The organism is Curtobacterium sp. MCBD17_013 (assembly GCF_003234565.1).
GTDB lineage: Bacteria > Actinomycetota > Actinomycetes > Actinomycetales > Microbacteriaceae > Curtobacterium.
In genome coordinates this window covers 80,996-104,816 of record NZ_QKTU01000010.1, presented here as the reverse complement: position 1 = coordinate 104,816, position 23,821 = coordinate 80,996, and the positions used below count along the sequence as shown (strand labels likewise).

General features: G+C 69.5%; 19 protein-coding genes. 11 read left to right on the top strand and 8 right to left on the bottom strand.

The features are described 5' to 3' along the window. Positions 1–157 precede the first annotated feature (157 nt). Together DEI81_RS11715 and DEI81_RS16435 are read left to right on the top strand one after the other, a co-directional pair. Positions 158–1,225, top strand: coding sequence for a 4-hydroxy-3-methylbut-2-enyl diphosphate reductase (locus tag DEI81_RS11715; RefSeq protein ID WP_111010893.1), 1,068 nt, complete (start codon positions 158–160; stop codon positions 1,223–1,225). Then, positions 1,222–1,953 (top strand): DUF6264 family protein, encoded by a 732-nt coding sequence (locus tag DEI81_RS16435; RefSeq protein ID WP_111010892.1) that lies wholly within the window; start codon positions 1,222–1,224, stop codon positions 1,951–1,953. Before DEI81_RS11715 ends, DEI81_RS16435 begins: the two co-directional genes overlap by 4 nt. 80 nt (positions 1,954–2,033) lie before the next feature. Here DEI81_RS16435 and DEI81_RS11705 read toward each other — a convergent pair whose 3' ends face one another. Both DEI81_RS11705 and fbaA read right to left on the bottom strand, forming a co-directional pair. Then, positions 2,034–3,299: a M18 family aminopeptidase gene (locus DEI81_RS11705; protein WP_111010891.1), complete on the bottom strand. Its 1,266-nt coding sequence runs from the start codon at positions 3,297–3,299 to the stop codon at positions 2,034–2,036. Positions 3,300–3,301: 2 nt separating this feature from the next. After that, positions 3,302–4,330: a class II fructose-bisphosphate aldolase gene (gene fbaA / locus DEI81_RS11700; RefSeq protein WP_111010890.1), complete on the bottom strand. Its 1,029-nt coding sequence runs from the start codon at positions 4,328–4,330 to the stop codon at positions 3,302–3,304. A gap of 178 nt (positions 4,331–4,508) precedes the next feature. Here fbaA and glpX point away from each other — a divergent pair, with 178 nt between their 5' ends. After that, complete coding sequence (gene glpX, locus DEI81_RS11695) at positions 4,509–5,495, top strand: class II fructose-bisphosphatase (RefSeq protein WP_111010889.1); 987 nt, start codon at positions 4,509–4,511, stop codon at positions 5,493–5,495. Between the two features lie 116 nt (positions 5,496–5,611). On the opposite strand, the gene DEI81_RS11690 is transcribed toward glpX, so the two are convergent. Together DEI81_RS11690 and DEI81_RS11685 are read right to left on the bottom strand one after the other, a co-directional pair. Beyond that, complete coding sequence (locus tag DEI81_RS11690; RefSeq protein ID WP_111010915.1) at positions 5,612–6,907, bottom strand: DNA recombination protein RmuC; 1,296 nt, start codon at positions 6,905–6,907, stop codon at positions 5,612–5,614. A gap of 73 nt (positions 6,908–6,980) precedes the next feature. Further along, positions 6,981–7,595 carry an exonuclease domain-containing protein gene (locus DEI81_RS11685; protein WP_111010888.1) on the bottom strand — a complete coding sequence of 205 codons (615 nt, stop codon included), beginning with the start codon at positions 7,593–7,595 and terminating at the stop codon, positions 6,981–6,983. Between the two features lie 179 nt (positions 7,596–7,774). On the opposite strand from DEI81_RS11685, the gene ychF reads away from it, so the two are divergent. Next, complete coding sequence (gene ychF, locus DEI81_RS11680; RefSeq protein ID WP_111010887.1) at positions 7,775–8,848, top strand: redox-regulated ATPase YchF; 1,074 nt, start codon at positions 7,775–7,777, stop codon at positions 8,846–8,848. A 22-nt stretch (positions 8,849–8,870) separates the two neighbouring features. On the opposite strand, the gene DEI81_RS11675 is transcribed toward ychF, so the two are convergent. After that, on the bottom strand, positions 8,871–9,215 hold the full coding sequence (locus tag DEI81_RS11675) for a tyrosine-type recombinase/integrase (protein WP_258368675.1): 345 nt from the start codon (positions 9,213–9,215) through the stop codon (positions 8,871–8,873). A gap of 820 nt (positions 9,216–10,035) precedes the next feature. Further along, the gene (locus DEI81_RS11670; RefSeq protein WP_111010886.1) at positions 10,036–12,633 is read right to left on the bottom strand and encodes an SIR2 family protein; all 2,598 of its coding nucleotides are present in this window, start codon (positions 12,631–12,633) and stop codon (positions 10,036–10,038) included. Between the two features lie 431 nt (positions 12,634–13,064). Here DEI81_RS11670 and DEI81_RS16430 point away from each other — a divergent pair, with 431 nt between their 5' ends. After that, positions 13,065–13,799 (top strand): hypothetical protein, encoded by a 735-nt coding sequence (locus DEI81_RS16430; protein WP_220035681.1) that lies wholly within the window; start codon positions 13,065–13,067, stop codon positions 13,797–13,799. 200 nt (positions 13,800–13,999) lie between these two features. After that, the gene (locus tag DEI81_RS11660) at positions 14,000–14,464 is read left to right on the top strand and encodes a phage tail protein (RefSeq protein ID WP_111010913.1); all 465 of its coding nucleotides are present in this window, start codon (positions 14,000–14,002) and stop codon (positions 14,462–14,464) included. 172 nt (positions 14,465–14,636) lie between these two features. Here DEI81_RS11660 and DEI81_RS11655 read toward each other — a convergent pair whose 3' ends face one another. Continuing rightward, complete coding sequence (locus tag DEI81_RS11655) at positions 14,637–15,653, bottom strand: LacI family DNA-binding transcriptional regulator (RefSeq protein ID WP_111010885.1); 1,017 nt, start codon at positions 15,651–15,653, stop codon at positions 14,637–14,639. A 167-nt stretch (positions 15,654–15,820) separates the two neighbouring features. On the opposite strand from DEI81_RS11655, the gene DEI81_RS11650 reads away from it, so the two are divergent. From DEI81_RS11650 to DEI81_RS11630, 5 genes are read left to right on the top strand one after another with little or no spacing between them, the layout of a single operon-like run. Further along, positions 15,821–17,755, top strand: a complete 1,935-nt coding sequence (locus DEI81_RS11650) for a glycoside hydrolase family 127 protein (protein ID WP_111010884.1) — start codon at positions 15,821–15,823, stop codon at positions 17,753–17,755. A 56-nt stretch (positions 17,756–17,811) separates the two neighbouring features. Further along, a complete protein-coding gene (locus DEI81_RS11645; protein WP_111010883.1) occupies positions 17,812–19,077 on the top strand; it encodes an ABC transporter substrate-binding protein in 1,266 nt (421 codons plus the stop codon). Positions 19,078–19,086: 9 nt separating this feature from the next. Further along, positions 19,087–20,031: a carbohydrate ABC transporter permease gene (locus DEI81_RS11640; RefSeq protein WP_111010882.1), complete on the top strand. Its 945-nt coding sequence runs from the start codon at positions 19,087–19,089 to the stop codon at positions 20,029–20,031. Then, entirely contained in the window at positions 20,028–20,927 is a 900-nt protein-coding gene (locus tag DEI81_RS11635) for a carbohydrate ABC transporter permease (protein ID WP_111010881.1), read from the top strand. Before DEI81_RS11640 ends, DEI81_RS11635 begins: the two co-directional genes overlap by 4 nt. Next, positions 20,924–23,113 carry a hypothetical protein gene (locus DEI81_RS11630; protein ID WP_111010880.1) on the top strand — a complete coding sequence of 730 codons (2,190 nt, stop codon included), beginning with the start codon at positions 20,924–20,926 and terminating at the stop codon, positions 23,111–23,113. The genes DEI81_RS11635 and DEI81_RS11630 overlap by 4 nt, the downstream gene beginning before the upstream one ends. Positions 23,114–23,201: 88 nt before the next feature. On the opposite strand, the gene DEI81_RS11625 is transcribed toward DEI81_RS11630, so the two are convergent. After that, on the bottom strand, positions 23,202–23,492 hold the full coding sequence (locus DEI81_RS11625) for a hypothetical protein (RefSeq protein WP_111010879.1): 291 nt from the start codon (positions 23,490–23,492) through the stop codon (positions 23,202–23,204). Positions 23,493–23,821 lie beyond the last annotated feature (329 nt).

The following is a 23,821-nucleotide window of genomic DNA, read 5'->3' as shown; positions in this document are numbered from 1 at the left end:
TCGTCGTGCGCCGACGTCGTGCCGTCGGTCCTGGGAGGGGTCTCCATCATCCCCCGTGCCCCGGACGGTCCCGGTCGTCCGGGGCGTTCCTCCACAGCGGTTCCGCCCAGGGCGGACGCCCAGGGGACGTGTCAGCGTCGGCACCTAGGATCGATGCGTGACGATCACCAACGGACGCACCGTGCAGCTCGCGCCGCCCCGCGTCCCGGCGGCTCGCGGCCGACTCCGGGACGAACCGGTCGCCGGCACCAAGAAGGTCCTCCTCGCCGCCCCTCGTGGGTACTGCGCCGGGGTCGACCGTGCCGTCATCGCGGTCGAGAAGGCGCTCGAGCAGTACGGGCAGCCCGTGTACGTCCGCAAGCAGATCGTCCACAACGTCCACGTCGTGTCGACGCTCGAACAGGCGGGCGCCGTGTTCGTCGACGACGTCGCCGAGGTCCCGCACGGCGCGCACGTCGTCTTCAGCGCCCACGGGGTCTCGCCCGCGGTCGTGCAGGGGGCGGCCGACCGCGACCTCCACGCGATCGACGCGACCTGCCCGCTCGTCACGAAGGTCCACCGCGAGGCCCTGCGGTTCGCCAAGGCCGACCGCACGATCATCCTCATCGGTCACGCCGGGCACGAAGAGGTCGAGGGCACGATGGGGCACGCCCCGGAGCGCACGATCCTCGTCAACGGCCCCGAGGACGTCGCCGCGCTCGAGGTCCCGGACCCGACGAACCTCGTCTGGCTCTCGCAGACCACGCTGAGCGTCGACGAGACGATGGAGACCGTCCGCCTGCTGCGCGAGAAGTTCCCGCTCATCGAGAACCCGCCGTCCGACGACATCTGCTACGCCACGCAGAACCGCCAGGTCGCGATCAAGAAGGTGGCGGCCGACGCCGACCTGGTGATCGTCGTCGGTTCCGCGAACTCGTCGAACAGCGTCCGCCTGGTCGAGGTCGCGCTCGAGCACGGTGCCAAGGCCGCGCACCGCGTCGACTACGCCGAGGAGATCCAACAGGAGTGGCTCGACGGCGTGCAGACCGTGGGCGTCACCTCCGGCGCCTCCGTCCCCGAGGTCCTGGTGCGCGAGGTGCTCGAACAGCTCGCGGACGCCGGCTTCGGCACGGTGGACGAGGTCGTCACCGCGCACGAGGACCTCATGTTCTCGCTGCCGAAGGAGCTCCGCACGGACGCGACGGGACAGCGCGACGCGCGCGCCCTGGGTGGCCGTACCCGGTGAGCGACGCGACCGACGGCCGGGAGGCCCCTCCCGCGTCCGGCGGTCGGCCCTCCGATCCCGTCGGCCGGGAGGCCCCTCCCGCGTCCGGCGATGGTCCCACTCCCGAACGCCGTCCGGATCCGGCCGACGCTGCCGGCCGCACCGTCGGTCGGCCCGCCCCGCAGTACGGCGAGTACGCGCCCGAGGGCTGGGTCAATCCGGTCGAGGTCGAGCGCGCACGCGGTGAACGCGAGGCGGCGGAACGGCGCCGGGCCGAGGCCGACGACCAACGAAGGCCGGTTCCGGTGGGCCGGGTCGGGCCTCCCGGCCGTGCACCGGGGCGATCCCGTCCCGCGGTGCCGACGTCCGGCCGGTTCGGTGCGTCCCCCGGAGACCTGCTCCTGACGGTGCTGCTGCTGGCGTTCGGGTTCACGACCGTCGTGCAGCAGCTCTTCGGCATCAGTCACACCGCCGCGACCATCGCCGACCAGATCGCCGCGCGCTACACCGAGCTCGCCCACCCGGAGGCGCTCGTGCCTGCGAGCGCGCTGTGCGCGGTCGTGGACCTCGTGTTGTTGATCGGCACGGTGTGGTGGTCGGTGGCGCGCCTCCGCCGTCGCCGGGTCACGTTCTGGGTGCCGCTCGTCGGTGGTGCGGTCGCCGGGGCGTTCTCGGTCGTCGTCTACGTCGTCGTGCTCGCGCACGACCCCGCGTACGTCACCTGGATGGTCACGCACAGCGGGCTCTGACCGAGCGCCACGGAGCGGCGGCCGAGCGTCACCGATCCGGTGGCCGCACCGCGCCGATCAGCGGCCGGACCGAGCCGGGCTCAACCGACCAGGAACGCGCCCACCGCCGCGTGGAGGGCCGCGAGGTCGTCCACGTGCACGAGCTCCCGCGCCGAGTGCATGGACAGCAGCCCGACGCCGATGTCCACGGTGGGGATCCCGAGCCGGGTCGCGGCGAGTGGACCGATGGTCGAGCCGCCGGGGATGCCGTTGTGGTTGACGAAGGGCTGGTACGCGACGCCGGCCGCGGCGCATGCGGCGGCGAACACGGCCTCGCCCCGGGCGTCGGTCATGTACCGCTGGTTCGCGCTGATCTTGAGCAACGGACCCGCGCCCGGTCGGGGCCGGTTCGCCGGGTCGTGCTTCTCGCCGTGGTTCGGGTGCACCAGGTGTCCGGCGTCGCTCGAGAGCAGCCACGACGCGCGGAACGCCCGCGCCGCCTCGCCGACCGTCGCGCCGAGTCCGGCCTGGACACGGCGCAGGACGTCCTCGAGGAAGGGTCCGGACGCACCCGACGGGGTGGCGGAGCCCACTTCCTCGTGGTCGAACGCCGCGAACACGGGGACGTGGTCGGCGTCCCCGGGCGCCGCGATGACCCCACGGAGCCCGGCGTGCACGCTCGTCAGGTTGTCCATGCGCCCGGACGCCAGGAACGCGCCGTCGATCCCGATGCGGGCCGGGGCCTGCGTGTCGGCGAGGAACAGGTCCCAGGCCACGACGTCGCCGGGGATCCGGGCGCGGAGCCACTCGACGACGTCCGGCCCGCCGAGGGTGCCGCCGTCGGTACCGACCACGGGCAGCACATGTCGCTGTCGGTCGATCGCCGCACCCTCGTTCACCCCGCGGTCCAGGTGGATGGCCAGGTTGGGGATGCGCGCGACGGCCTCGGTCGCCACGAGGGTCGTGCTGCCGTCGGCGAGGACCGCGCGACCGGCGATGCGGAGGTCGCGGTCGAACCAGGTCGAGAGGATCGGTCCGCCGTACACCTCGACGTCGAGTTGCTCCCACCCCGCGTTCCGGACCACCGGGTTCGGCTTGACGCGGAACCCGGGGGAGTCCGTGTGGGCGCCGACGATCCGGAACGGGGTGGTGGGCGTCGCGCTCGCCGGCAGTCGCCATGCGATGACGGCGCCGTCGCGCACGACGAGGTACGCGCCGGCGTCGGTCGGCCAGTCGTCGAGCTCGTCGAGCTGTGTGAACCCGGCCGCCACGAGCCGGCGGGCCGCAGCGTCCGCGGCGTGGAGGGCCGTGGGCGCGTCGACGACGAACGACGCGAAGTCTGGGGCGAGGGCGTCGGGGTCGGTCACGCTCAGCTCTGGGACTGTCCGGCCGACCCGAGCACCTTCGCCGCCTGGACGACGCGGGCGGCCATGGCGGTCTCGGCCTTCTTGCCCCAGGCCCGCGGGTCGTACTGCTTCTTGTTCCCGACCTCGCCGTCGACCTTGAGCACGCCGGTGTAGTTCGTGAACATCGAGTCGGCGATGTCGCGCGTGAACGCGTATTGCGTGTCGGTGTCGATGTTCATCTTGATGACGCCGTTCGACACGGCCTCGTGAATCTCGTCGTCGGACGACCCGGAGCCGCCGTGGAACACGAGGTCGAGCGGGTTCTGACCGGTGCCGTGGTGCTCGGCGATGCCGCGCTGGATCTCGCCGAGGAGCTCCGGACGGAGCTTGACGTTGCCCGGCTTGTAGACGCCGTGCACGTTGCCGAACGTCAGCGCGGCGATCCACCGGCCCTCGTCGCCCATGCCGAGCGCCTCGACGGCCTTCTCGACATCGCCGAGCGTCGTGTACAGGGCCTCGTTCGTGCCCTCGTGCTTGACGCCGTCCTCCTCGCCGCCGACGACGCCGATCTCGACCTCGAGGATCGCGTTGATGTTGCGGGTCTTCTGGATCATCGTCTTCGCGATCTCGAGGTTCTCGTCGAGGGGGATCGCGGAACCGTCCCACATGTGGGACTGGAAGATCGGGTCGCGGCCCTGCCGAATCTCGTCCTCGCTCGCCTGGATGAGCGGCAGGACGAACGAGTCGAGCGCGTCCTTGGGGCAGTGGTCGGTGTGGAGCGCCACCGTGATCGGGTAGTTCTTGGCGACCTCGTGGGCGAACGCCGCCATGGCCAGCGCGCCAGCGGCCCGGTTCTTGACCGTGTGGCCGGCGAAGTAGTCGGCACCGCCCGTCGTCACCTGGATGATGCCGTCCGACCCCGCCTCGGTCAGGCCCTGCAGGACGGCGTTGATCGTCTGCGACGACGAGACGTTCACGGCCGGGTACGCGAACTTGCCGGCCTTCGCGCGGTCGATCATCTCGGCGTACTGCTCGGGGGTTGCGATGGGCATCTCGGCTCTCCTTCGACGTGTCGATCCGTCCACGATCGTAGCCAGGGGCCGGGAGGCCGGTCACAGGTGGTCGAGGGCGGCCTCCCGCCCGGCGCGCCGTCCGGCTCCGGACTACAGCTGTCGCTCAGCTCTGGGACGCCCGAACGTCCACTGGGAAGCGGCTCGGTACGCTGGACGGGTGAATGCGACTGACACCGGTGCCCTGTTCCTCCAGCCCGACCGCAACCTGGCGCTCGAGCTCGTGCGTGCGACCGAGGCGGCGGCGATCCGCGCGCAGCCGTGGGTGGGGCGGGGTGAGAAGAACCTCGCCGACGGTGCCGCGGTCGACGCGATGCGCAAGTTCCTCGGCACGGTCAACTTCGACGGCGTGGTCGTGATCGGTGAGGGCGAGAAGGACCAGGCGCCCATGCTGTTCAACGGCGAGCACGTCGGCAACGGGCACGGACCCGCGTGTGACATCGCGGTGGACCCGATCGACGGCACCTCGCTCACCGCGGCCGGGCGGCAGAACGCGATCTCGGTGATGGCGGTGTCGGACCGCGGGTCGATGTACGACCCGTCGGCGGTGTTCTACATGAACAAGATCGCGGCCGGCCCCGAGGGGCGCGGGGTCCTCGACCTGCACAAGCCCGTCGGCGAGAACATCCGTGCGCTGGCGAAGGCGAAGCACAAGGACATCGAGGACATGCAGATCGCCGTCCTGGACCGTCCCCGGCACGAGGAGCTCATCCGGCAGATCCGCGCGGCGGGTGCCGGCACGCGGCTGTTGCTCGACGGTGACGTCGCCGGCGGGATCTCGGCGGCGATGCCCGGATCGAAGATCGACATGTGCGTCGGTGTCGGCGGGACGCCCGAGGGCATCATCACCGCCTGCGCGATCAAGGCGCTCGGCGGCGTGATCCTGGGGCAGCTGCAGCCCAAGGACGACGACGAGCGGCAGAAGGCCATGGACGCCGGGCACGACCTCGACCGCGTGCTCGACCAGGACGACCTGGTCACGGGCGACAACACGTTCTTCGTGGCGACGGGTGTGACCGACGGCGTGCTCGTCGACGGCGTCCGGCGCTCGCGCGGTGTCATCCACACCGACTCGATCGTGCTCCGCTCGCACTCCGGCACCGTCCGCCGGATCCAGGCCGACCACCGCGTCGAGAAGTGGTTCTGACCCCCACCCCCCTCGCGAGATCGCACCTGTTGCCGTTCTGACCACCGTCGGAACGGCAACAACTGCGATCTCACCGAGCTCAGCGACCCGTCGCCGTCGCCGGTGGCCGGTCGCTGTCAGTCGTCGTCGACCGCGGCGACGAGCTCCGGCGCGGTGAGCAGGCGGGGCTCGTCCTCGACGGGGGTGGGTTCGGCGATCACCTTGGCCTCGTCGAGCAGCGACAGGCGACGGGCCGACGGCAGCACCTGCCGCTCGAGCGAACCGACGAAGCGGTTGTAGTCGACCACGGTCCCGCGGATCGTCCGACCGAGCTTGTCCACGTGCCCGGCCATCGTCGCGAGCCGCCCGTACAGCTCGCGGGACACGCGGAACAGCTCGCGGGCCTCCAGGGTGACGACGTCCTGCTGCCAGCTGAACGCGACGGTCTTCAGGACCGACCACAGCGTCACCGGCGAGGCGAGTGCGATCCGCTTCCGGAACGCGTGGTCGAGCAGCCCCGGATCCGCGGCCAGTGCACTCGACACCAGGGACTCGGACGGGATGAACGCGATCGTCAGCTCCGGTGAGGCGTCGTACCCGGACCAGTACTCACGCGCGGCCAGAGCGTCGACGTGGGCGCGGACGGCGCGCACGTGCTGGTCGAGCAGTGCCCGGCGTCGGGCGGCGGCCTCACCCGTGGCGGTCTCGGGGATGCTCGTGGCCTCGAGGTAGGCGCTGAACGGGACTTTCGCGTCGACGGCGATCGACTTGCCGCCCGGCAGGTGCACGACCATGTCCGGACGGGCGGCCCCCGCGGTGGTGGTGACGCTCGACTGGACGTCGAAGTCGACGCGTTCCAGCAGCCCCGCGGCCTCGACCACGTTCCGCAGCTGGGTCTCGCCCCACACGCCGCGGGTGCTGTTCGACGACAACGCGCTCGCGAGGGTCTCGGCGGTGGCGCGCAGTCGCTCCTCGGACTCGACCGCGGCACGGAGCTGTGCCGACAGCGCGCCGTACTGCTCCCCGCGGCTGCGCTCGAGCGCCGTCACCGTCCGCTGCATCTGCTCGAGCGTGGCCGCGACCGGCCCGAGCGCCGTGAGGACGCGGGACTCCTGCTCGGTCCGCGTCGTGTCGGCACCGTGCATGCGGGAGACGATGTGCTCGAGCTCGGCGGCCCGGCGCTCGAGCGACTCGACCTGCCGGCGGTACTGGGCGTCCTGCATGGCCAGGCGGTCGGCGTGCTCCTGGGCCCGCTCGGCGTCGTGCGCGGCAGCGTCGGCGACGGCACGGTCCAGCTGGGCGCGGAGACCGTCGGCCGTCGCCCGGGCGGTCGCGAGGTCGGCGCCGGTGCGGCCACGCACCACCGACCACGCCACGAGGGCGCCGAGCGCGGCCCCGACGAGCAGTCCGACGACGAGCAGGAGAGCGTCCATGTCCCCGAGCGTGGCAGCGACCCCCGACACCGCCCGCGGGCCCATGCTGCGGGCGGGTGACCCGAGCGGGAACTCAGTCGGCGAAGGCCATCGCGCGGTCGCCGCGGGGCTCGGACGTCCGCGCCTGGACCGTCCCGAGCTTGGCGTTCGTGGCCGTCGACAGCCCCTCGAGCGAGTCGACGCCGTGCTGCGCGGCAGCGTGCACGATGATCGCGGCGCAGGCCTCGGCGTCGGCGAGGGCGTCGTGGTGGCGGAAGCCGTCGAACCCGGCCGCGCCCGCAGCCATCGGGAGCCGGTAGGACTCGAGCTGGTAGGTGCGTCGAGCGACCTGCAGGCTGCAGAGGTGCCGGTGGGCCACGACGTCGATCCCCGTGGCCGCGCACCCGCCCGCGATCACGCCCATGTCGAACCGGGCGTTGTGGGCCGTCAGGACGTCCTCGCCGGCGAAGGCACACAGCTCGACGTACTGTTCTGCCCAGCCGAGGGCGTCGATGACGTCCTCGGCGACGATGCCGTGGATCCGCGTGTTCCACTCGAGGAACGCGTCGTGCCCGACCGGCGGCCGGATGTACCAGGAGGCCCGTTCCACGACCACGCCGTCGCGCACCTTGACGAGTCCGACCGAACACGCCGAGGCGCTCGATCCGTTGGCCGTCTCGAAGTCGATCGCGGTGAAGTCCAGGGGCACGTCGCCATGCTCGCACGACGCTCCGACATCCCCTCGTGTCACACGCCGCGTCCGTCGCCCGCCGCCGGACCGGGAGGTGCGGGGCGGGCCCGCACCGTCCCTCCCGGCCGCCGCCGGACCGGAAGTGCGGGGCGGGCCCGCACCGTTCCTCCCTGCCGCCGCCGTTAGGCTTGTCCGTCGTGGCACTCACCATCGCGATCGTCGGACTCCCGAACGTCGGCAAGTCGACCCTGTTCAACGCCCTGACGAAGAACCAGGTCCTGGCGGCGAACTACCCGTTCGCGACCATCGAGCCGAACGTCGGCGTCGTCAGCCTGCCGGACCCGCGCCTGCAGCAGCTCGCGGACCTCTTCCACTCGGAGAAGGTCCTGCCGGCTCCCGTGTCGTTCGTCGACATCGCGGGCATCGTCAAGGGCGCGAGCGAGGGCGAGGGTCTCGGCAACAAGTTCCTCGCGAACATCCGCGAGGCCGACGCCATCGCGCAGGTCGTCCGCGGCTTCGCGGACGACGACGTCGTGCACGTGTCCGGCCAGGTCTCGCCGCGCGACGACCTCGAGGTCATCAACACCGAGCTCATCCTCGCTGACATCGAGACCATCGACCGCGCCCTGCCCCGGTACGAGAAGACGGTGAAGCTCAAGCAGGCGGAGCCCGCGGTCCTCGAGACCGCCCGGGAGGCCCGTGCCGCGCTCGAGCAGGGCACGCTCCTGTCCGCCACGTCCATCGACCTGGCCCCGATCAAGGAGCTCGGGCTCCTGTCGGCCAAGCCGTTCATCTTCGTGTTCAACGTCGACGAGGCCGTGCTCACCGACGACGCCCGCAAGGCGGAGCTCGCCGCGCTCGTCGCCCCCGCGCAGGCCGTGTTCCTCGACGCCAAGATCGAGTCCGAGCTCATCGACCTCGAGCCGGACGAGGCGCAGGAGCTCCTCGAGGCCACCGGGCAGCCGGAGTCCGGGCTCGACCAGCTCGCCCGTATCGGGTTCGACACCCTCGGGCTGCAGACGTTCCTGACCGCCGGTCCCAAGGAGTCCCGCGCCTGGACGATCGGCAAGGGCTGGAAGGCGCCGCAGGCCGCGGGCGTCATCCACACCGACTTCGAGAAGGGCTTCATCAAGGCCGAGGTGATCTCGTTCGACGACCTCATCGCCGCGGGGTCGATCGCCGAGGCACGGTCCCGTGGGGTCGCCCGCATCGAGGGCAAGGACTACGTCATGCAGGACGGCGACGTGGTGGAGTTCCGGTTCAACAACTGACACCCTAGGTAAACAGTGCGATCTAGGCGCTTCCGGCCCGTTTAGTCCGGATCTGGTCCGTCGGAGCCGCGAAAACTGTGCTCATGATCCCCGCGGCCGCTGTTCGAGCCCGGTCCTCGGCCGTCGGCCAGAGGTGGGTGTACGTCTGCAATGTGGTCGTCGCCTTCGCATGCCCGAGGGCTCGCTGGACCGTGGCAACGTCGCAGCCCGCAGCGATAAGTCCGGACGCATAGAAGTGCCGCAGGTCGTGCAGGCGCGTCGGTTCGGCATCGGCAGCGCGGAGCGTCTTCGTCCACCAGTAATGGATCGTGTTCTGGTGTGGAGGGTTCCCGTGGTCGCCGAGACATGGTGGACTCCCGCCTCCCATCGCGATGGTTGCATGACCCTCGGATGGATTTGGTCTCCGATCCTGCCTGGCGCATCTTCACCTACTCCCTGATGCTCGCCAACAAACAACAAAGCGACGGCTTCATCGCGCGGTCGCAACTGCGCTTTCTGCACCCGGAGGGCGTAAGCGACTTAGCGGTGGAGGAGCTGGTGAGGGCTGCGCTCTGGGCGTCCGAGGGAACGGGGTACCGCGTACTGCGCTGGGCTGAGACGCAGACGACCGCTGCGGCGCTTGCAGCGCAGCGAGAGCGAAGTCGTCAGACGAGCCGCAAGCATCGGGCAGGCAAGGAACGACTGCCACCATCAACCGCCGTGACTGGTGACGTGACCGGTCACGCTCTAGGAAAGGAGAGGAAAGGACAGGCAAGGACAGGAGGGGAAGAAGTCTTGACGACGGAGGGCGAAACGGACCTACACCTCCGGTCAACCAGCAGAGACTGGCCGGTCGCACGCGTCCCAGTACCCTGTCGCGCTTGCCTTGACCCGATCGACTCGGACACGCCCTACGGCCTGTGCCCGCGTCAAGATTCAGATCACGCGCGTATGCGACTCGCTGCTGCTTAAGCCGGTGGCCCGAGTGTTGCCACTCGGGCCACCCCAGCCTTCCGTCCGGGTCTACAGCGATCAAGGTGCACCACGCCATGCCCGTTTCGTCACGCTCGGCGCTCATGTCGGCCCAGCGTCTTCGACACGGGGGGCCGGGGCACCCTTCCCCCGGCCCCCCTCATCGATCGGTACCCGTGCTGCATTTCACTGTGCGCGCGGGTCTGGGGGATGGGCTAGCACTGACAGACAACGCGTCAGTGTTGGCCGCGACGTCGCGTCGCGTCACCGTTCTGCCCGCGGTTATGCCCGCTGCTCCGACCTCTGCCTCGTCGCGACCTCCCAGCGGCCCCCGTGGTGTTCGCGTGTCGCTCTGAGTGAGTCGTCCGCCCGTCAGAGAGTTGCACATCGAGCGCATCGAAGGCCCTCCGAAGCTCCGTAGCTCTCCTGCGAGCGGAGTCTTCGACCGAGCCAACGAGTTGAACGTTGGCATACCCCATGGTCCAGTCCGCTCGGATCACGGAGAGCTCTTCGGAAGAGGCCAGCTCCGGCGATGCTCTCAACGTCGAGCGGAGTAGTTGAAGTGTGTTTTCGAGGAACGAGACGGCCGCGACTCTATTCCCTGCGTCCATTTGAAGGGCGACGTCAAGTTCGTCCTTGCCCCGCCTGTATAGATCGATCCACGTCGCGTCGCCATACTCCGCCAGCACGGACGCTTTGTTAATCAGAATTGTACCCAGGGTTGTGCGCGTATATGGGTCATCTTTGAGCGTGACGGCACGGCTTGCCCAGCTCTCTGCAGGCCCCCATTTGCCCTCCAGCTTCGCGTTGATGGCTCTCTGCTCCCAGTAGCGAGCATTCCAATGTGCGAACTCGGGGAACAGCGCCTCATAATATCGATCGATGATGGCTCCGGGGAAGACGGTGCGGAGAGTCCGCGCCACCATTAGTCCCCCCACAAGGGACGAGGCGCGGTTTTTCTCCTTCAACCCCTGACTGGTCGCTAGACCCGAGAGAGCTCGAGTGACTTGAGATAAAGCAGTCAGTCGTTCGTCGGACTCAGTCCCTTCGAAGAGTCGCTCCAGGCTTGAACTGCGTTGCCTGGCGAAGATCAGATCTCCTGCCACTTCCACGAGCGCATTCAAGCTCGGGTTCTCTGCGCATTCCTTCAGGAGCTGCTGCGTGCTCACCTGAACGCCGAAAGCAGCTTCTTGTACGCTAACTTGATGGCTCCCAAAGGAAGCTATTGCGAGCATAAGAAGTAGATCCCGGTGCCAAGTTGTCTTCAACGAGCGAAGTTCGGTGCCGAGGCGTTGCTGAAAGCCCTGGCCTCGCTCAACTTCAGCCATGGCCGAGAAAATGTCTCGACCGTTGAAGTGCGAGCGACGGGATTCGGGGGATTGCTGTTCCAACTGGCCCAATCGCCCGCGCCTATCGAGGAGGCCGACGATTTGATGGGCATCGGCCTTGTTTCGTCGGCTGAAGATGTCGGTCGTGGTTCGACGAATCTCGTTCGACTTGAAGTGATTATCAACCTGTAATTCGTGGAAGCGCTTTTCGCCAAAGAGAATTAGCAGATCGCAGTCCGGCGTTCGTGCGGCGTCCTTCAGTAGATCGTTGAAGAAGACCGCGAACTCGTGCGAAGCATCGCAGACAACCACGACTGGACCTCGCCCGGTGCAGAAGTCGATGACGCGCTTCCGCTCGAACCTGGCTACTCGATCGAACTGCAGAACCGTGGCTCCTAGCCTACGGAGTTCCGCCGCGACGAAAAGAAGGCCCGACGAAAGGCCAGTGAGGCGTTCCCCGAAAACCACGTGAAGCGAGGATTCTCGACTAGAGTTCAGTACCCATTCACGGGCCGGACGCAAAACCTGCTTCATCCAATCGAATTGGGCTATTGACCCTATCCGCGCGTCGTTCCACAGCGGCTCGCTGCCGCCGAGTAGATCGTGGTTACGGGAGGGGACTGGTGCGCTCTCGAGTTTAAGTTCGGTGAACTGAGGGATGGAAATTGCTGTCGTCTCATACAGGCGTGCAAGATTAGCGTTGTCGAGTTCGACGAGCTGCGTCCATTGTTCTGTGAACTGTTCAGCGGTGCCTTCAAATACAAGATAGCCGAGACCGGCGAACTCCTTACGTTGGCCAGGGGTTACGTGCGGATCAACGATGATTGAGGGGGCAGTGGCTGCTGGTTTGTTATTGACCAGCGTTGCTTCCATGTCTGGCTCGCCCAATCCCTTTGCACCGACGATGATGAACGGCTTGCTAGAGACACTGCCCTTGAGCATAGAGTCCCAAACGGGTCGTTTCTGTGCGAGCGATGCGTACTCAGAGAAAGAGAAAACGAGGGGGGAAGGTGCGTTGCCGAGTATGGACCCATGTAGGTGGACAATTTGGACGTAATCCGATTCTGAGTATTCGTCGGACCAATCGATTACCTGTAGTTCCGTAATTCGGTTGCGCTCACCCTTTCGGAAGGCACGCTCGAAAGCATCGTCTACATTTAGTGTCCAGATTCGACCCCACGGCAGCGCCGCGAGGTGGGTGAACCAGGGGTCGTGATTGGTCGACCCGAAAATTCCCTTGAGGAAGCGCCAGACCTTGTCTGCGCCAACTTCGTTCACTGCGCGCTGGTAAGCGCGTTGCAGCGGGACATCGTCCTCAATCACCGCGTCCGGATACTGACGCTGCAGCATCGTAACCAGGCCGGGTGCCATCGGCAGTAACGCGCCCCTGCTGTTTCGAGCGCCAAAGCTGGCTCCCGCACCAAGTAAGAGCTGATAGTCGCCGCTTCGGGCGGCAACCGCGGCGGCTCCCGACTGAGCGCCGAGCAGGTCTCGAAGGTCGTCCACGAGTTCTCCTCACTGAAATCTGCTGTGATCCTATGGGGTCCAGGGGCAGAGGGAGGGCGCGGAGCGGGGCGGGCGCGAGGACGAAGACGCATCGCCAGTTGGCATACGGACGGTGGGTGCAGATAGGCGACCCTCTGCCGGTCGCTCATCCCCGCTCCGGCGGGCGCTGCGTCGCTGCGGCTGATCTATCCGTTGTTCCGAATCTCAGTCCGTCGTCAGTCCGTGGCAGATGCTCATACGGTTGGTCCCACCCCCCCCGCAGACTGACGCGTCGATCGTTGTAGTTTCGCGGGTATTGACGTGTTCACCGAGCGGCGCTCTGGTCTGAGACGTTCCGCTTCAACAACGAGTCGTGACCCGCGACTCGGGCCCCACGGCCAAGCGCACGGTGAGGCGTGGCGTGGTGCGCTCGCCGCACTAGGCTCCTCCGGATGAGCACTGACCTGGATGTCGCACTCGCCGCGCACCGAGCAGCGCCGTTCCCCGACGCGGTGGAACGCGGCGAACAGTACGGTCTCGTGGACGCCGTCATGATCGACTCGGACATCGTCGGCTGGGCGACCGAGGTGTCCGCTGGGGGTGTCCTCGCGCCGGAGGCCGCCCGCGGGCTCCGGCAGTGCGCTGACGGACTGTCGGCATCGCTCATCGCGTTCCCCGAGGCTGCCCGGGTGTACTACGTACACCTGCTGCTCGTCGCCGAGCTTGCGCTGCGGGACGATGCTCTGCGGATCGCGGGCACGAGCGACCCGCTCGCGCCCGACACCGTGGCGGGTGACCCCGAACGTCAGGCGACGACCGCCACTGTGCCAGGAGCCGGGCCGGAAGCCGCACGCCGCCCGCGGTCCGGGCTCGCCGGACTGTTCCGGGCCTCCCGGTCGTCGCACCCCCAGCCCACTCCGGACCCGGCGGCGTTCGTGCCCGAGCTCGAGTCGATCCTGTTCTCTGCCGATCCGGTCGGCATCGCGTTCGAGACGAACACCGACGAGTACCGGCCCGAGGCGGAGACGATCGCGCTGCGCCTGCCGGACGCGACGTCGGTGGACGACGTCCAGCGGATCATCCACGAGGAGTTCGTCGCCTGGTTCGATGCCTCGACGGCCGGTCCGGCCCTCCGCTACCGCGCGCTCGCCGCCCGGGTCTGGCTGCTGTGGAGCGAGCGGGGCTGAGACCATCCGGGTGGGCGCCGCGGTGCCGCTCAGTCCACGAGCGCGATGATCACCGCGGGGATGCGGTGCTCGATCACCGCCCACACCCGGACGTCCATGGGGTGTCGGTCGCGGAGAGCCCTACTGCGTCTGTGGATGATCCCCGACGCTGGTGGATCAGCACTACCGTGGTGCCCACCCACCCGAACGAGGAGGAACGCATGTCGAACGTCGTCGACTTCGTGGACGTCAGCACGGCCGGTCTCGAGTCCTCGCCGGTGGCCGAGGCGCTCGCCGGCCTCCGCGCGAACGAGGCCCGGTACTACAAGAACAAGTACGACCACGAGTTCGTCACCTCCCCGGCGGACGAGGCCCCCGACGCGGTCGACCGCGTCACGCGGATCCTCGCCGAAGAGCGCGACATCGTGATCGCGTCCCGCCCGCTCGAGGCCACCGACTTCGTGGTCGACGGCCTCCGGATGACGTACGTGATCTACGAGTCGGGCCTCGCGATCAACGTGATGTACAGCATCGAGGACGGCGGCAAGCGGGCGGTCGGCTTCAAGCTCTCGCAGGGCATGGACGTCCCCGATGAGCTCGCGTCGAAGTTCAAGTTCGCCCGGCAGCGGTCGAAGCTCGCGGGCGAGATCCGCGGCTCGTTCTTCGTGATCAAGGGCGAGTACTGACGTCCCCATGATCACGGCCGGGAGGCCCGCGGCGAGCCCGCCCCGTCCCTCCCGTCCGGCATGTCGCCGCGACCGCGCGCGTCGACGACAACTGCGCCGTCGTCGCGATGGCGCACTTGTCGTCTGCACGCGCATCAGCGTGTGCAGCTGCTGTGCACGCCGGCGGACTCGCTCAGTCGATCGGCGCCGTCGACCCCCGCACGACGAGCCGGCACGGCACCTCGGTGCGCCCGCCGTCGTCCTGGCCGTCGATCGCGGCGAACAGGCGGTTCGCGGCGATGCGGCCGAGTTCCTGGAGCTGCATGTCGACGCTGCTCAGCTCCGGGCGTGAGCTCTGTGTGACGACGCCCCAGTTGTCGAAGCCGAGCACGGCGACCTCGGTGGGGACGTCGCGCCCGAGCTCGTGGAGCACGTCGACGACGCCGCGCGCGATCTGATCGCTGCCGCAGAAGACCGCGTCGACGTCGGGCGTGGACTCGAGGAGCATGCGGGCGGCACCGCGACCCCAGGCCTCGTTCCAGGTGCCGTGCAGGACGCGTCCGCCCGCGAGTTCGAGGCCCGCGTCGTCGAGCGCATCGAGGGCACCGCGCGCGCGGTCGCGGGCGGCGTGGTACTCGATCTCGCCGGTGATGTGCGCGATGCGCCGTCGTCCGGCGTCGATGAGGTGCTGCATGCCGACCCGGCCACCCTGCACGTTGTCGCTGACGACGGAGAGCGCCGCGGGGTCCTCGGACGGTGCGTACGCATAGACGACGGGGACCGGCAGGTCGTCGCCGAGCGACGCACGGGGGTTGGTGCTCGACCCGACGACGATGAGGCCGTCGACCCGGCGCGACAGCAGCGCCTGGACGTGGTGCTGTTCACGGATCGTGTCGCCACGGGCGTCGCACAGGAAGATCTGGGTGGCACCGGCGCCGAACGCGTCCTCGGCGCCCATCATGATCGGGAGCGAGAAGCGGCCCTCGAGGTCCGAGGTGATGAGGCCGACGGTGCCGGTGCGCCCTGCGAGCAGGTTCTGCGCGAGCACGTTCGGCCGGAACGACAGGCGCTCGGCGACGGCGAACACGCGGTCGCGGGTCTCGGAGCGGACCTCGCCCCGCCCGTTCAGCGCGCGCGAGGCGGTGGCGATCGAGACCCCTGCGGCTCGTGCGACATCCGTGAGCGTGGCCGCCTTCTGCCGTTCCTTCACGCAGCCCCCTCTTGTGTCCGACCGCCCCAGGCGTCGACCCCGCTGCCGTGAACAGTACCGGCAACCCGTTGCCGCAAACAGTACCGGCAGCTTTCCGCTTGACGCAATCGAGACCCGGCAGTTACGGTTCGTAAAGCTTTCCGGAGATTTGCAGCAAGGACGCACGAATGACCGACATCAGCACCACCCCCACTTCGCAGCGCGGCCTCGTGGTCGCGCCGACGACGGGCCGCCTCCGCCCCGTCCCCATGACCGACGTCACGATCACGGGCGGCTTCTGGGGTGACCGCCAGGCGACGAACGCCCGCGCCACGCTCCGCCACTGCCTCGAGTGGATGGAGCGACTCGGCTGGGTCGGCAACTTCGACCGCGCCGCCGAGGGGCGAGAGGCTCCGTCCGCAGGTCGGGAGTTCGCCGACTCGGAGATCTACAAGCTCCTCGAGGCGCTCGCGTGGGAGTCCGGACGCTCGGGTGATGCCTGGGTGGAGCAGACGTTCCAGGACCTGTCGGCCCGTGTCGTCGCAGCCCAGCAGGAGGACGGCTACCTCAACACGCGCTTCGGAGGCCCGGGGCAGCAGCCGCGCTGGTCCGACCTCGAGTGGGGCCACGAGCTCTACTGCGCCGGGCACATGATCCAGGCCGCTGTGGCGCGCGCCCGCACCGCCGGCCGCGACGCGTTCGTCGAGGCGGCGATCCACGTGGCCGACCACGTGTGTGACGTCTTCGGCGCGGACGGCGACCAGCGCGTGTGCGGCCACCCGGAGATCGAGGTCGCGCTCGTGGAGCTCGCCCGCGTGACCGGTGACGAGCGGTACCGGACGCAGGCGGCGCTGTTCATCGAGCGCCGCGGGGACGGCACGCTGCACGATCCCGACGTGCCCGCGTCGTACTTCCTCGACGACCTGCACGTGCGCGACGCAGACGTGCTCCGTGGCCACGCGGTCCGCGCGCTCTACCTGGCGGCCGGCGCGGTCGACCTCGCCGTGGACCGGGGCGACGCCGAGCTGTCGGACGCGCTCCGGACGCAGTGGCACAACACGGTCGCGCACCGCACGTACCTGACCGGTGGCATGGGGTCGCGGCACGAGGGCGAGTCCTTCGGCGACGACTTCGAACTGCCCTCCGATCGGGCCTACTCCGAGACCTGCGCCGGTGTCGGGTCGATCATGTTCAGCTGGCGGCTCCTGCTCGCCGACGGTGAGGAGCGGTACGCCGACCTCATCGAGCGGACGCTGTACAACGTCATCGCGACGAGCCCGGACGAGCAGGGCACCGCGTTCTTCTACGTGAACCCGCTGCAGCGGAACGTGCCCGGCACCCCGGCCGCGGTCGACGAGCCGAGCGAGCGCGCCGCGTCGAGCCAGCGTGCGCCGTGGTTCGCGGTGTCGTGCTGCCCGACGAACGTCGCGCGCACCCTCGCCAGCCTCACCGCGTACGTGGCGACGGTGGACGACGACGGCCTGCAACTGCACCAGTACGCGGAGGGCCGGATCGACACGACGCTGCCCGACGGCCGCACGGTCCGCCTCGAGGTCGCCACGGACTACCCGCTCGACGGCCGCGTGCGGGTCGTCGTCGCCGAGGACGCGCCCGAGCCGTGGACCCTGACCCTCCGCGTGCCGGGCTGGGCCGCTGGCAGCGCCACCGTCGACGCCGGCGAGGGAGCCGAGACGGTCGACGGCGGGTCCGTCGCGATCCGTCGCGCCTGGCGTGCCGGCGACGTCGTCACCCTCGACCTCCCGACGCAGCCGAGGCTCGTGGCCCCGGACGAACGGATCGACGCGCTCCGCGGGACGGTCGCGGTGGAGCGCGGGCCGCTCGTGCTCTGCGCCGAGTCGATCGACCAGGACGCCGATCGCGTCGACGCGATCCAGGTCCTCCCGGGGGCCGAGCCGACCGCGGACGGCGCCACCGACGCGGCGCTCGACGCGGTCGCCGTCGACGCGCCCGAGCGGGACTGGCCGTACGCCGCCTCGCCCGCGCACGACGCGCAGCGCCCCGGAACCGTCCGGCTCCGCCCGTACCACCAGTGGGCCGAGCGCGGTCCGTCGACCATGCGCGTCTGGCTCCCGCTGGCGGACGCCGCCACCGCGCAGGCCTGACCCGAACCCGAACCAGCAGCACCACCCGTCATCACGCCAGGGCAAGGAGGCCCATCATGATCAAGCGAACGCGAACCGTCACCGGAGTGGGAGCGCTCGGCATCGCCGCGGCGCTCGTGCTCACCGGCTGCAGCAGCTCGGGCAGCTCGGGCAGCTCGGGCTCCGGCTCGAGCTCGTCCCTCAAGGGCACCGTCACCGTCGGGTACTCCGGCGGCGGCGTCGTCGACACCTACATGTCGGACATCATCAAGCACGCCGAGAAGGAACTGCCCGGCGTCACGATCAAGACGCACGTCTACCCGACCTACGACGACCAGCTGAACCAGCTGCCGACGCAGTTCGCCGCGGGCACGGCCCCGGACATCACCCTCTGGGACAACTCGGCACCGGTCGCCGAGTACGCGACCGAGGGGGCGATCGCGTCGATGGACGACGTGATCGGGAAGACCGATGTCCAGCTCAGCGCGTTCCCGAAGGCGCTCGTGAACGGCTGGAAGATCGGCGGCAAGCTCTACGCGGTGCCGTCGTACCTGCAGAACTCGGGCTACGCCTACAACCAGGACGTGCTCGCGGAGGCGGGCGTCACCTCGACCCCGAAGACCCTCGCCGAGATCGCGACGGCCGCGGCGCAGGTCAAGGCGAAGACGGGCAAGCCCGGCGTGGTGCTGCTCGAGAACCTGTTCCACCTGACGCAGTACATGATCGCGAACGGTGGCGGCTACCACGGCGGCACGACGATCGACTCGAAGCAGAACGTGCAGGCGCTCGACCAACTGTTGACCATGTTCAAGAACGGCGACGCCGAGAGCGCCGAGCAGCTCGGGGCGACCTGGGATGGCGAGGCCTTCGGCAAGGGGAACGCCGCCATGTCCGACGCCGGCCCCTGGTACATCGGCTTCATGCAGACGAGTGACCCGTCGACGAAGTACACGCTGACGACGCTCCCCGGGAAGACGGCGTCCTCGTCGACGGTGGCGACCTACGGCGGTGGCTTCAGCATCGCCCAGAAGTCGAAGGACAAGGCGGTCGACATGGCCGTCATCGCCGCGATGACCGACTCGTACTCGCAGAAGGCGATCATCACGACCAAGCTCGGGTACGTCCCGGCCGCCACGAAGTACATCAGCCAGTACCGCCAGGACACCCCGCAGTACGCGGCGTTCACGAACTCGGTGCTGGCGAAGGGCGAGTCGCTCGACTACCCGACCAAGTCGACCGAGTTCGGCAACGACCTGGTCAACGGGTTCCAGCAGCTCGTCGCGAAGAAGGCGACGAGCTCCACGGCCCTGCTGCACCAGCTCCAGCAGAAGTACGGGAAGTAGCCGAGCGGCGTGAGTGCCATCAAGAGCTCCATCAGGGCGGCGCGACGGCCCACGTCGTCGCGCCGCCGCGCCTGGCTCCGGACCGACAACCCGGCCGCGTGGCTCATGCTCGCCCCCGCGGTGGTCCTGCTGCTGTGGTGGTTCGCCTACCCGATCGCGCAGTCCGTCGTGCTCAGCGTGCAGCAGGTCGGCAAGTTCGACTTCGACCAGCGCAGCTTCGTCGGGCTGCAGAACTTCGGGCAGCTGTTCGCCGACCCGGCGTTCGGCCGCTCCCTCGGGATCACGGCGACCTTCGTGGCGGGCGTCGTCCCGGTCCAGACGGTCCTGGCGATCGTCGTCGCCGCCGTCCTGCGCGGTGCCACCGTCGGCAAGGGCGCACTCCGCACCGCGTACTTCGTGCCCTACATGACATCGACCGTCGCGATCACGACGATCTTCATGCAGCTGTTCGTCAAGGGCGGCATCGCGTCCACCGCACTGTCGCTGTTCGGCCTGCCGAACGCGACCTGGTACGCGAGCCCCGGCCTGGCGCTGTGGTTCCTCGTGATCGTGTACGTGTACATGTTCGTCGGGCTGTACATCGTGATCTTCGTCGGGGGCATGGAGACGATCCCGGCGGACCTGTACGAGGCCGCCGAGATGGACGGTGCGGGCGCCTTCCGTCAGTTCCTCAGCGTGACGCTGCCGGGCGTGCGTCCGTTCACCGCGTTCGTGGTGCTGACCGGGATCATCCAGGCGATCCAGGTCTTCGACCAGGCGTACGTCATCTCCGGCGGCACCGTGCTCGGGAGCCCGGCCGGTGCGACCTCGACGATCGTGATCTTCATCTACCAGCAGGCGTTCCGCTTGAGCAACATCGGGTACGCCTCGGCGGCGACCGTGATCCTGCTCGCCATCGTGATCCTCGCCGGCGTCGTCAGCCGGCTCCTCGGCCCGAAGGAGCAGGACGCATGAGCGCCACCTCGACGCAGCGCACCGCGGTCACCCGCCCGAGCACACCGACCAGCGGCACCGGTCGCCCGATGCGCTCGCACCGCACCCAGCAGACGGTCGCCCGGTCCGCCCGGTACACGTTCCTCATCGTGTTCGGACTGATCATGGTCGCCCCGCTGCTGTTCGTGCTGTACTGCTCGTTCCTGTCGCCAGCGGACTTCTTCTCGATCGTCCCGCCGTCGCACCTGACCCTGTCGAACTACACGTACGTGTTCACGCACGCCCCGATCGGACGCTGGTACGCGAACACCGCGATCGTCACGGGCTGCGTCGTCGCCGGCGCGGTCATCGTGAACACCCTGGCGGGTTGGGCGCTGGCCCGTCTGCAGTTCCGCGGCAAGCGCGTCGTGTTCACGGGCATCATCGTGATCCTGCTCGTGCCGCTGCAGGCGTACCTCATCCCGCTCTACCTGCAGATCGTCAAGCTCGGCTGGCTGAACACCTACGCGGCGCTCATCATCCCGTTCATCGTCAACCCGCTCCTCATCTTCCTCATGCGGCAGTCGTTCGGCACGATCCCGAAGGACCTCGAGGAGGCCGCGGCGCTCGACGGCGCGAACCGCTTCCGGATCTTCCTGCGGATCGGGCTGCCACTGTCGGTCACGGCGATCGCCACGCAGGCGATCCTCGCCGGCACGTGGACGTGGAACAGCTTCCTCATCCCGGTGACGATGACGAGCGACAAGGACATGTACGTCCTGACGCTCGGCCTCAACAGCCTGCAGTCGCAGAACTACACGCTGCCGACGGTGCAGATGGCGGGCGTGGTGCTGCTCACCCTGCCCGTCGTGGCGATGTTCCTCGTGTTCCAGCGGTTCATCGTGCCGAGCATCGCGTCGAGCGGCATCAAGGGATGACCACGCGCGTCGAGGCCACCGACGTCCCGGGCGGGCTCGGCGTCCGCATCACGACCCCCGGTGGGGGCGGTCCGGCGCTCGTGGCGGCGGCGCCCGTCGTGGTGCTCACGTGGAAGCCCGGAACGGACACGGACACGGACGCGGACACGGACACGGACGCGGACACGGACACCGGCGTCGAGACCGAGCACCGCGCGCCCTACGAGTCGCTGACGGTCACGGCGGACGGCCTCGTCGGCACCGCACGCATCGACGTCGGGGGCGGGACGGTCCTCCAGGTCGAGGACCGGTGGGACACCGACAGCGACGACGTCCGCATGGCCCGCCGGGTCACGGTCCTCGGCGGCCAGGGGCCCGCCCGCGGCTACGGCACGGCGGTCGTCGTCGAGGTCGACGCGGCCGCGCCGTGGGAGCGCGTCGAGCCGTTCTGCCCCGGCGTCGCCTACGGCAACGCGCCACAGGTCGCGCCGCTCGCCATCGCCGGCGTGCACGCACGGCGGGCCGGGGTCACCACCGCGATCGTCCGGGAGGACCGTGCCGCGGCACCGCTGTTCGGCATCCGACTCGAGGACGGAGGATGGGCGGCCATCGCCCACCGCGACCCGCGCGGTGACACCATCGCCGCCGACGGGATGGTCGAGGACGGTGGCGAGACGATCGTCGACCCGCGGCTCGCGTTCGCGTCCATCGGCGCGCGGAGCACCGGCGACCGCGTGGAGCTCGGCGTGTGGTTCCCCGGCACCGAAGGACCCGTCACCTACAGCAGCGGCGGTCTTCCGCTCCTCCAGCTCGACGCGTGGCGGCGCCGCTTCCACCCCCTGGACGACGGCGCGACCCAGGAGTACGCCGTCGCGGTGCGGACGGGAGGCTCGACCGACTTCCCCGACGTCGTCCGGCAGACCTGGCGCTGGGTCTGGGACCGCTTCGCCCCGGCCGTGCGCAGCGCGGACATCGCGGACGTCGTGCGTAGCGCGGCGGCCGTCCTGGCCGATCAGGTCGTGGCGGTCGGCGGCCGGACCGGGGTCCCGCTCGAGGCGGACGCGGTCGTTCCGCAGCGGACGGACGAGGCGACCGCCGCGGTGATGGGGTTCGTCGGGGCGAACACGGACGCGGCCGTCGTCCTGCTCCGCGAGGCGGACAGCACCGATGACGGAGCCGTGGCCGAGCGGTACCGGGCGAGCGGTCTGGCGATCATCGACTCGTTCGTCACGCTCGCCCTGGACCCGCCCGCTGGCGAGGGGTTCGACACCGTGACGGGTGCGACGACCACGTACCGCACATTCCGGGACCAGCCGGCGGTGTACGCCCGCGCCGTGGCCGAGGGAGCGCTCGCGGTGCTCGACGCCCTGGCGCTCGAACGCCGTCACGGCGAGGAACACCCGCCCTGGGCCGCCTGGGTCACGAGGGCAGCGAGCTGGTTGCTCCGGAACCAGGCCCTCGACGGTTCCCTCCCGCGCGCCTGGGTGGCCGGCACCGGCGAGGTGCTCGACGACTCGCCGTCCGGGACCGCCACCGTCGTGCCGTTCCTCGTCGCCGTGGGGTCGGAGGAGGCGCTCGCCGGCGCCGTGCGTGCCGCCGAGTTCGTCTGGCGGGAGTACGGACGCCGCGGGTGGTACGCCGGCGGCACCCTCGACAATCCCGACGTGGTGGACAAGGAAGCCGCGGTCCTGGCCGCCGAGGGGTTCCTCGACCTGTACGACGCGACCCGCGGGGCCGAATGGCTGGACCGGGCCGCCTCCGCGGCCTCGGTCGCCGAGACGTGGATCTACGTCTGGGACGTGCCCATGCCGGAGGACGCCGATCCAGGGCTGCTCCACTGGAAGCACGGGGTCTCGACCATCGGACACCAGCTCATCGCGTCCGGGGTGTCGATGACGGACGGGTTCCTCGCCGTGAACGCCTCGGTGTTCGCCCGGCTGTTCGCGCTGACGCACGACGACCACTGGCTCGACGTCGCTCGCGTGGTCACACACGGCACGACCACGATGTTCGCGACGGTCGAGCACGCGTTCGACCTCCGCGGGGTCGGGTGGCAGCAGGAGCACTGGTCGTTCGCCCCGCGTCGGGGGTTCGGCCTCAACCGTCGGTGGTTGCCGTGGGTGCCGGTCGCGCACGCCCGGGGGATGTACCGCGTCGAGGACCGGTGTCCACCCGACGTCGCTGCACGCGTGCTCCGCGCCGACTGAACCCGCTCAGGGCCGGGCGCGTGTCACGGTGCCGTCGGGCGGTACCGCGGCGTCGGGCGGAACGGTGCCGTCGGGCCGCACGGTGCCGTCAGGCCGCGAAGGCGAGCGCCGCGAGCTGCACGTCGTGCGCCTGCAGGATCGTCCGGCTCGGCTCGTGCCGCCAGGGACGGCCCGGGACGACCCAGCCGGCGGCGCCGGCGGCCTGCACGTGGGCGCCGGCGACGACGTGCGCGCCGAGCTCGGTGCGGGGGAGGCGGACGAGGAACTCGCGACGGGAGACGTCGTCGGCGACGACGAACTCGACGAGGTCGTCGGTGGTCAGGACGGGCGCGTCGAGCACGGTCCCGCTGATCTGGATGAAGTCGATGGTGCTGGTCATGGTGCTGTCTTTTCCGATGGTTCGTTGGCGACGAGCGCGGTGCGCTGGCCTCGATCCCTTCTACAGGGCGCTGGCCGGGCGGGCACTCGGATCGCACACGCCGGAGGTCGGCGTGGGTTGTCCGGCCATGATCGGCGGGACGGGGCCCCGGTGGAATGCGACTCGATGGAGCCGGTACGGAGCAGGCGGCGGGGCGGATGAGATGGGTCCGCGGCAGAACGCCAGCTTCGAACTCTAGCACCATCGGGGCAGGACTGGAAGGGGGCGGCGCCGGTGGCGGGGTTCGTCAGTGAAGACGGCGACGAGTGCGCGCACGGCCCGCCAGCGAG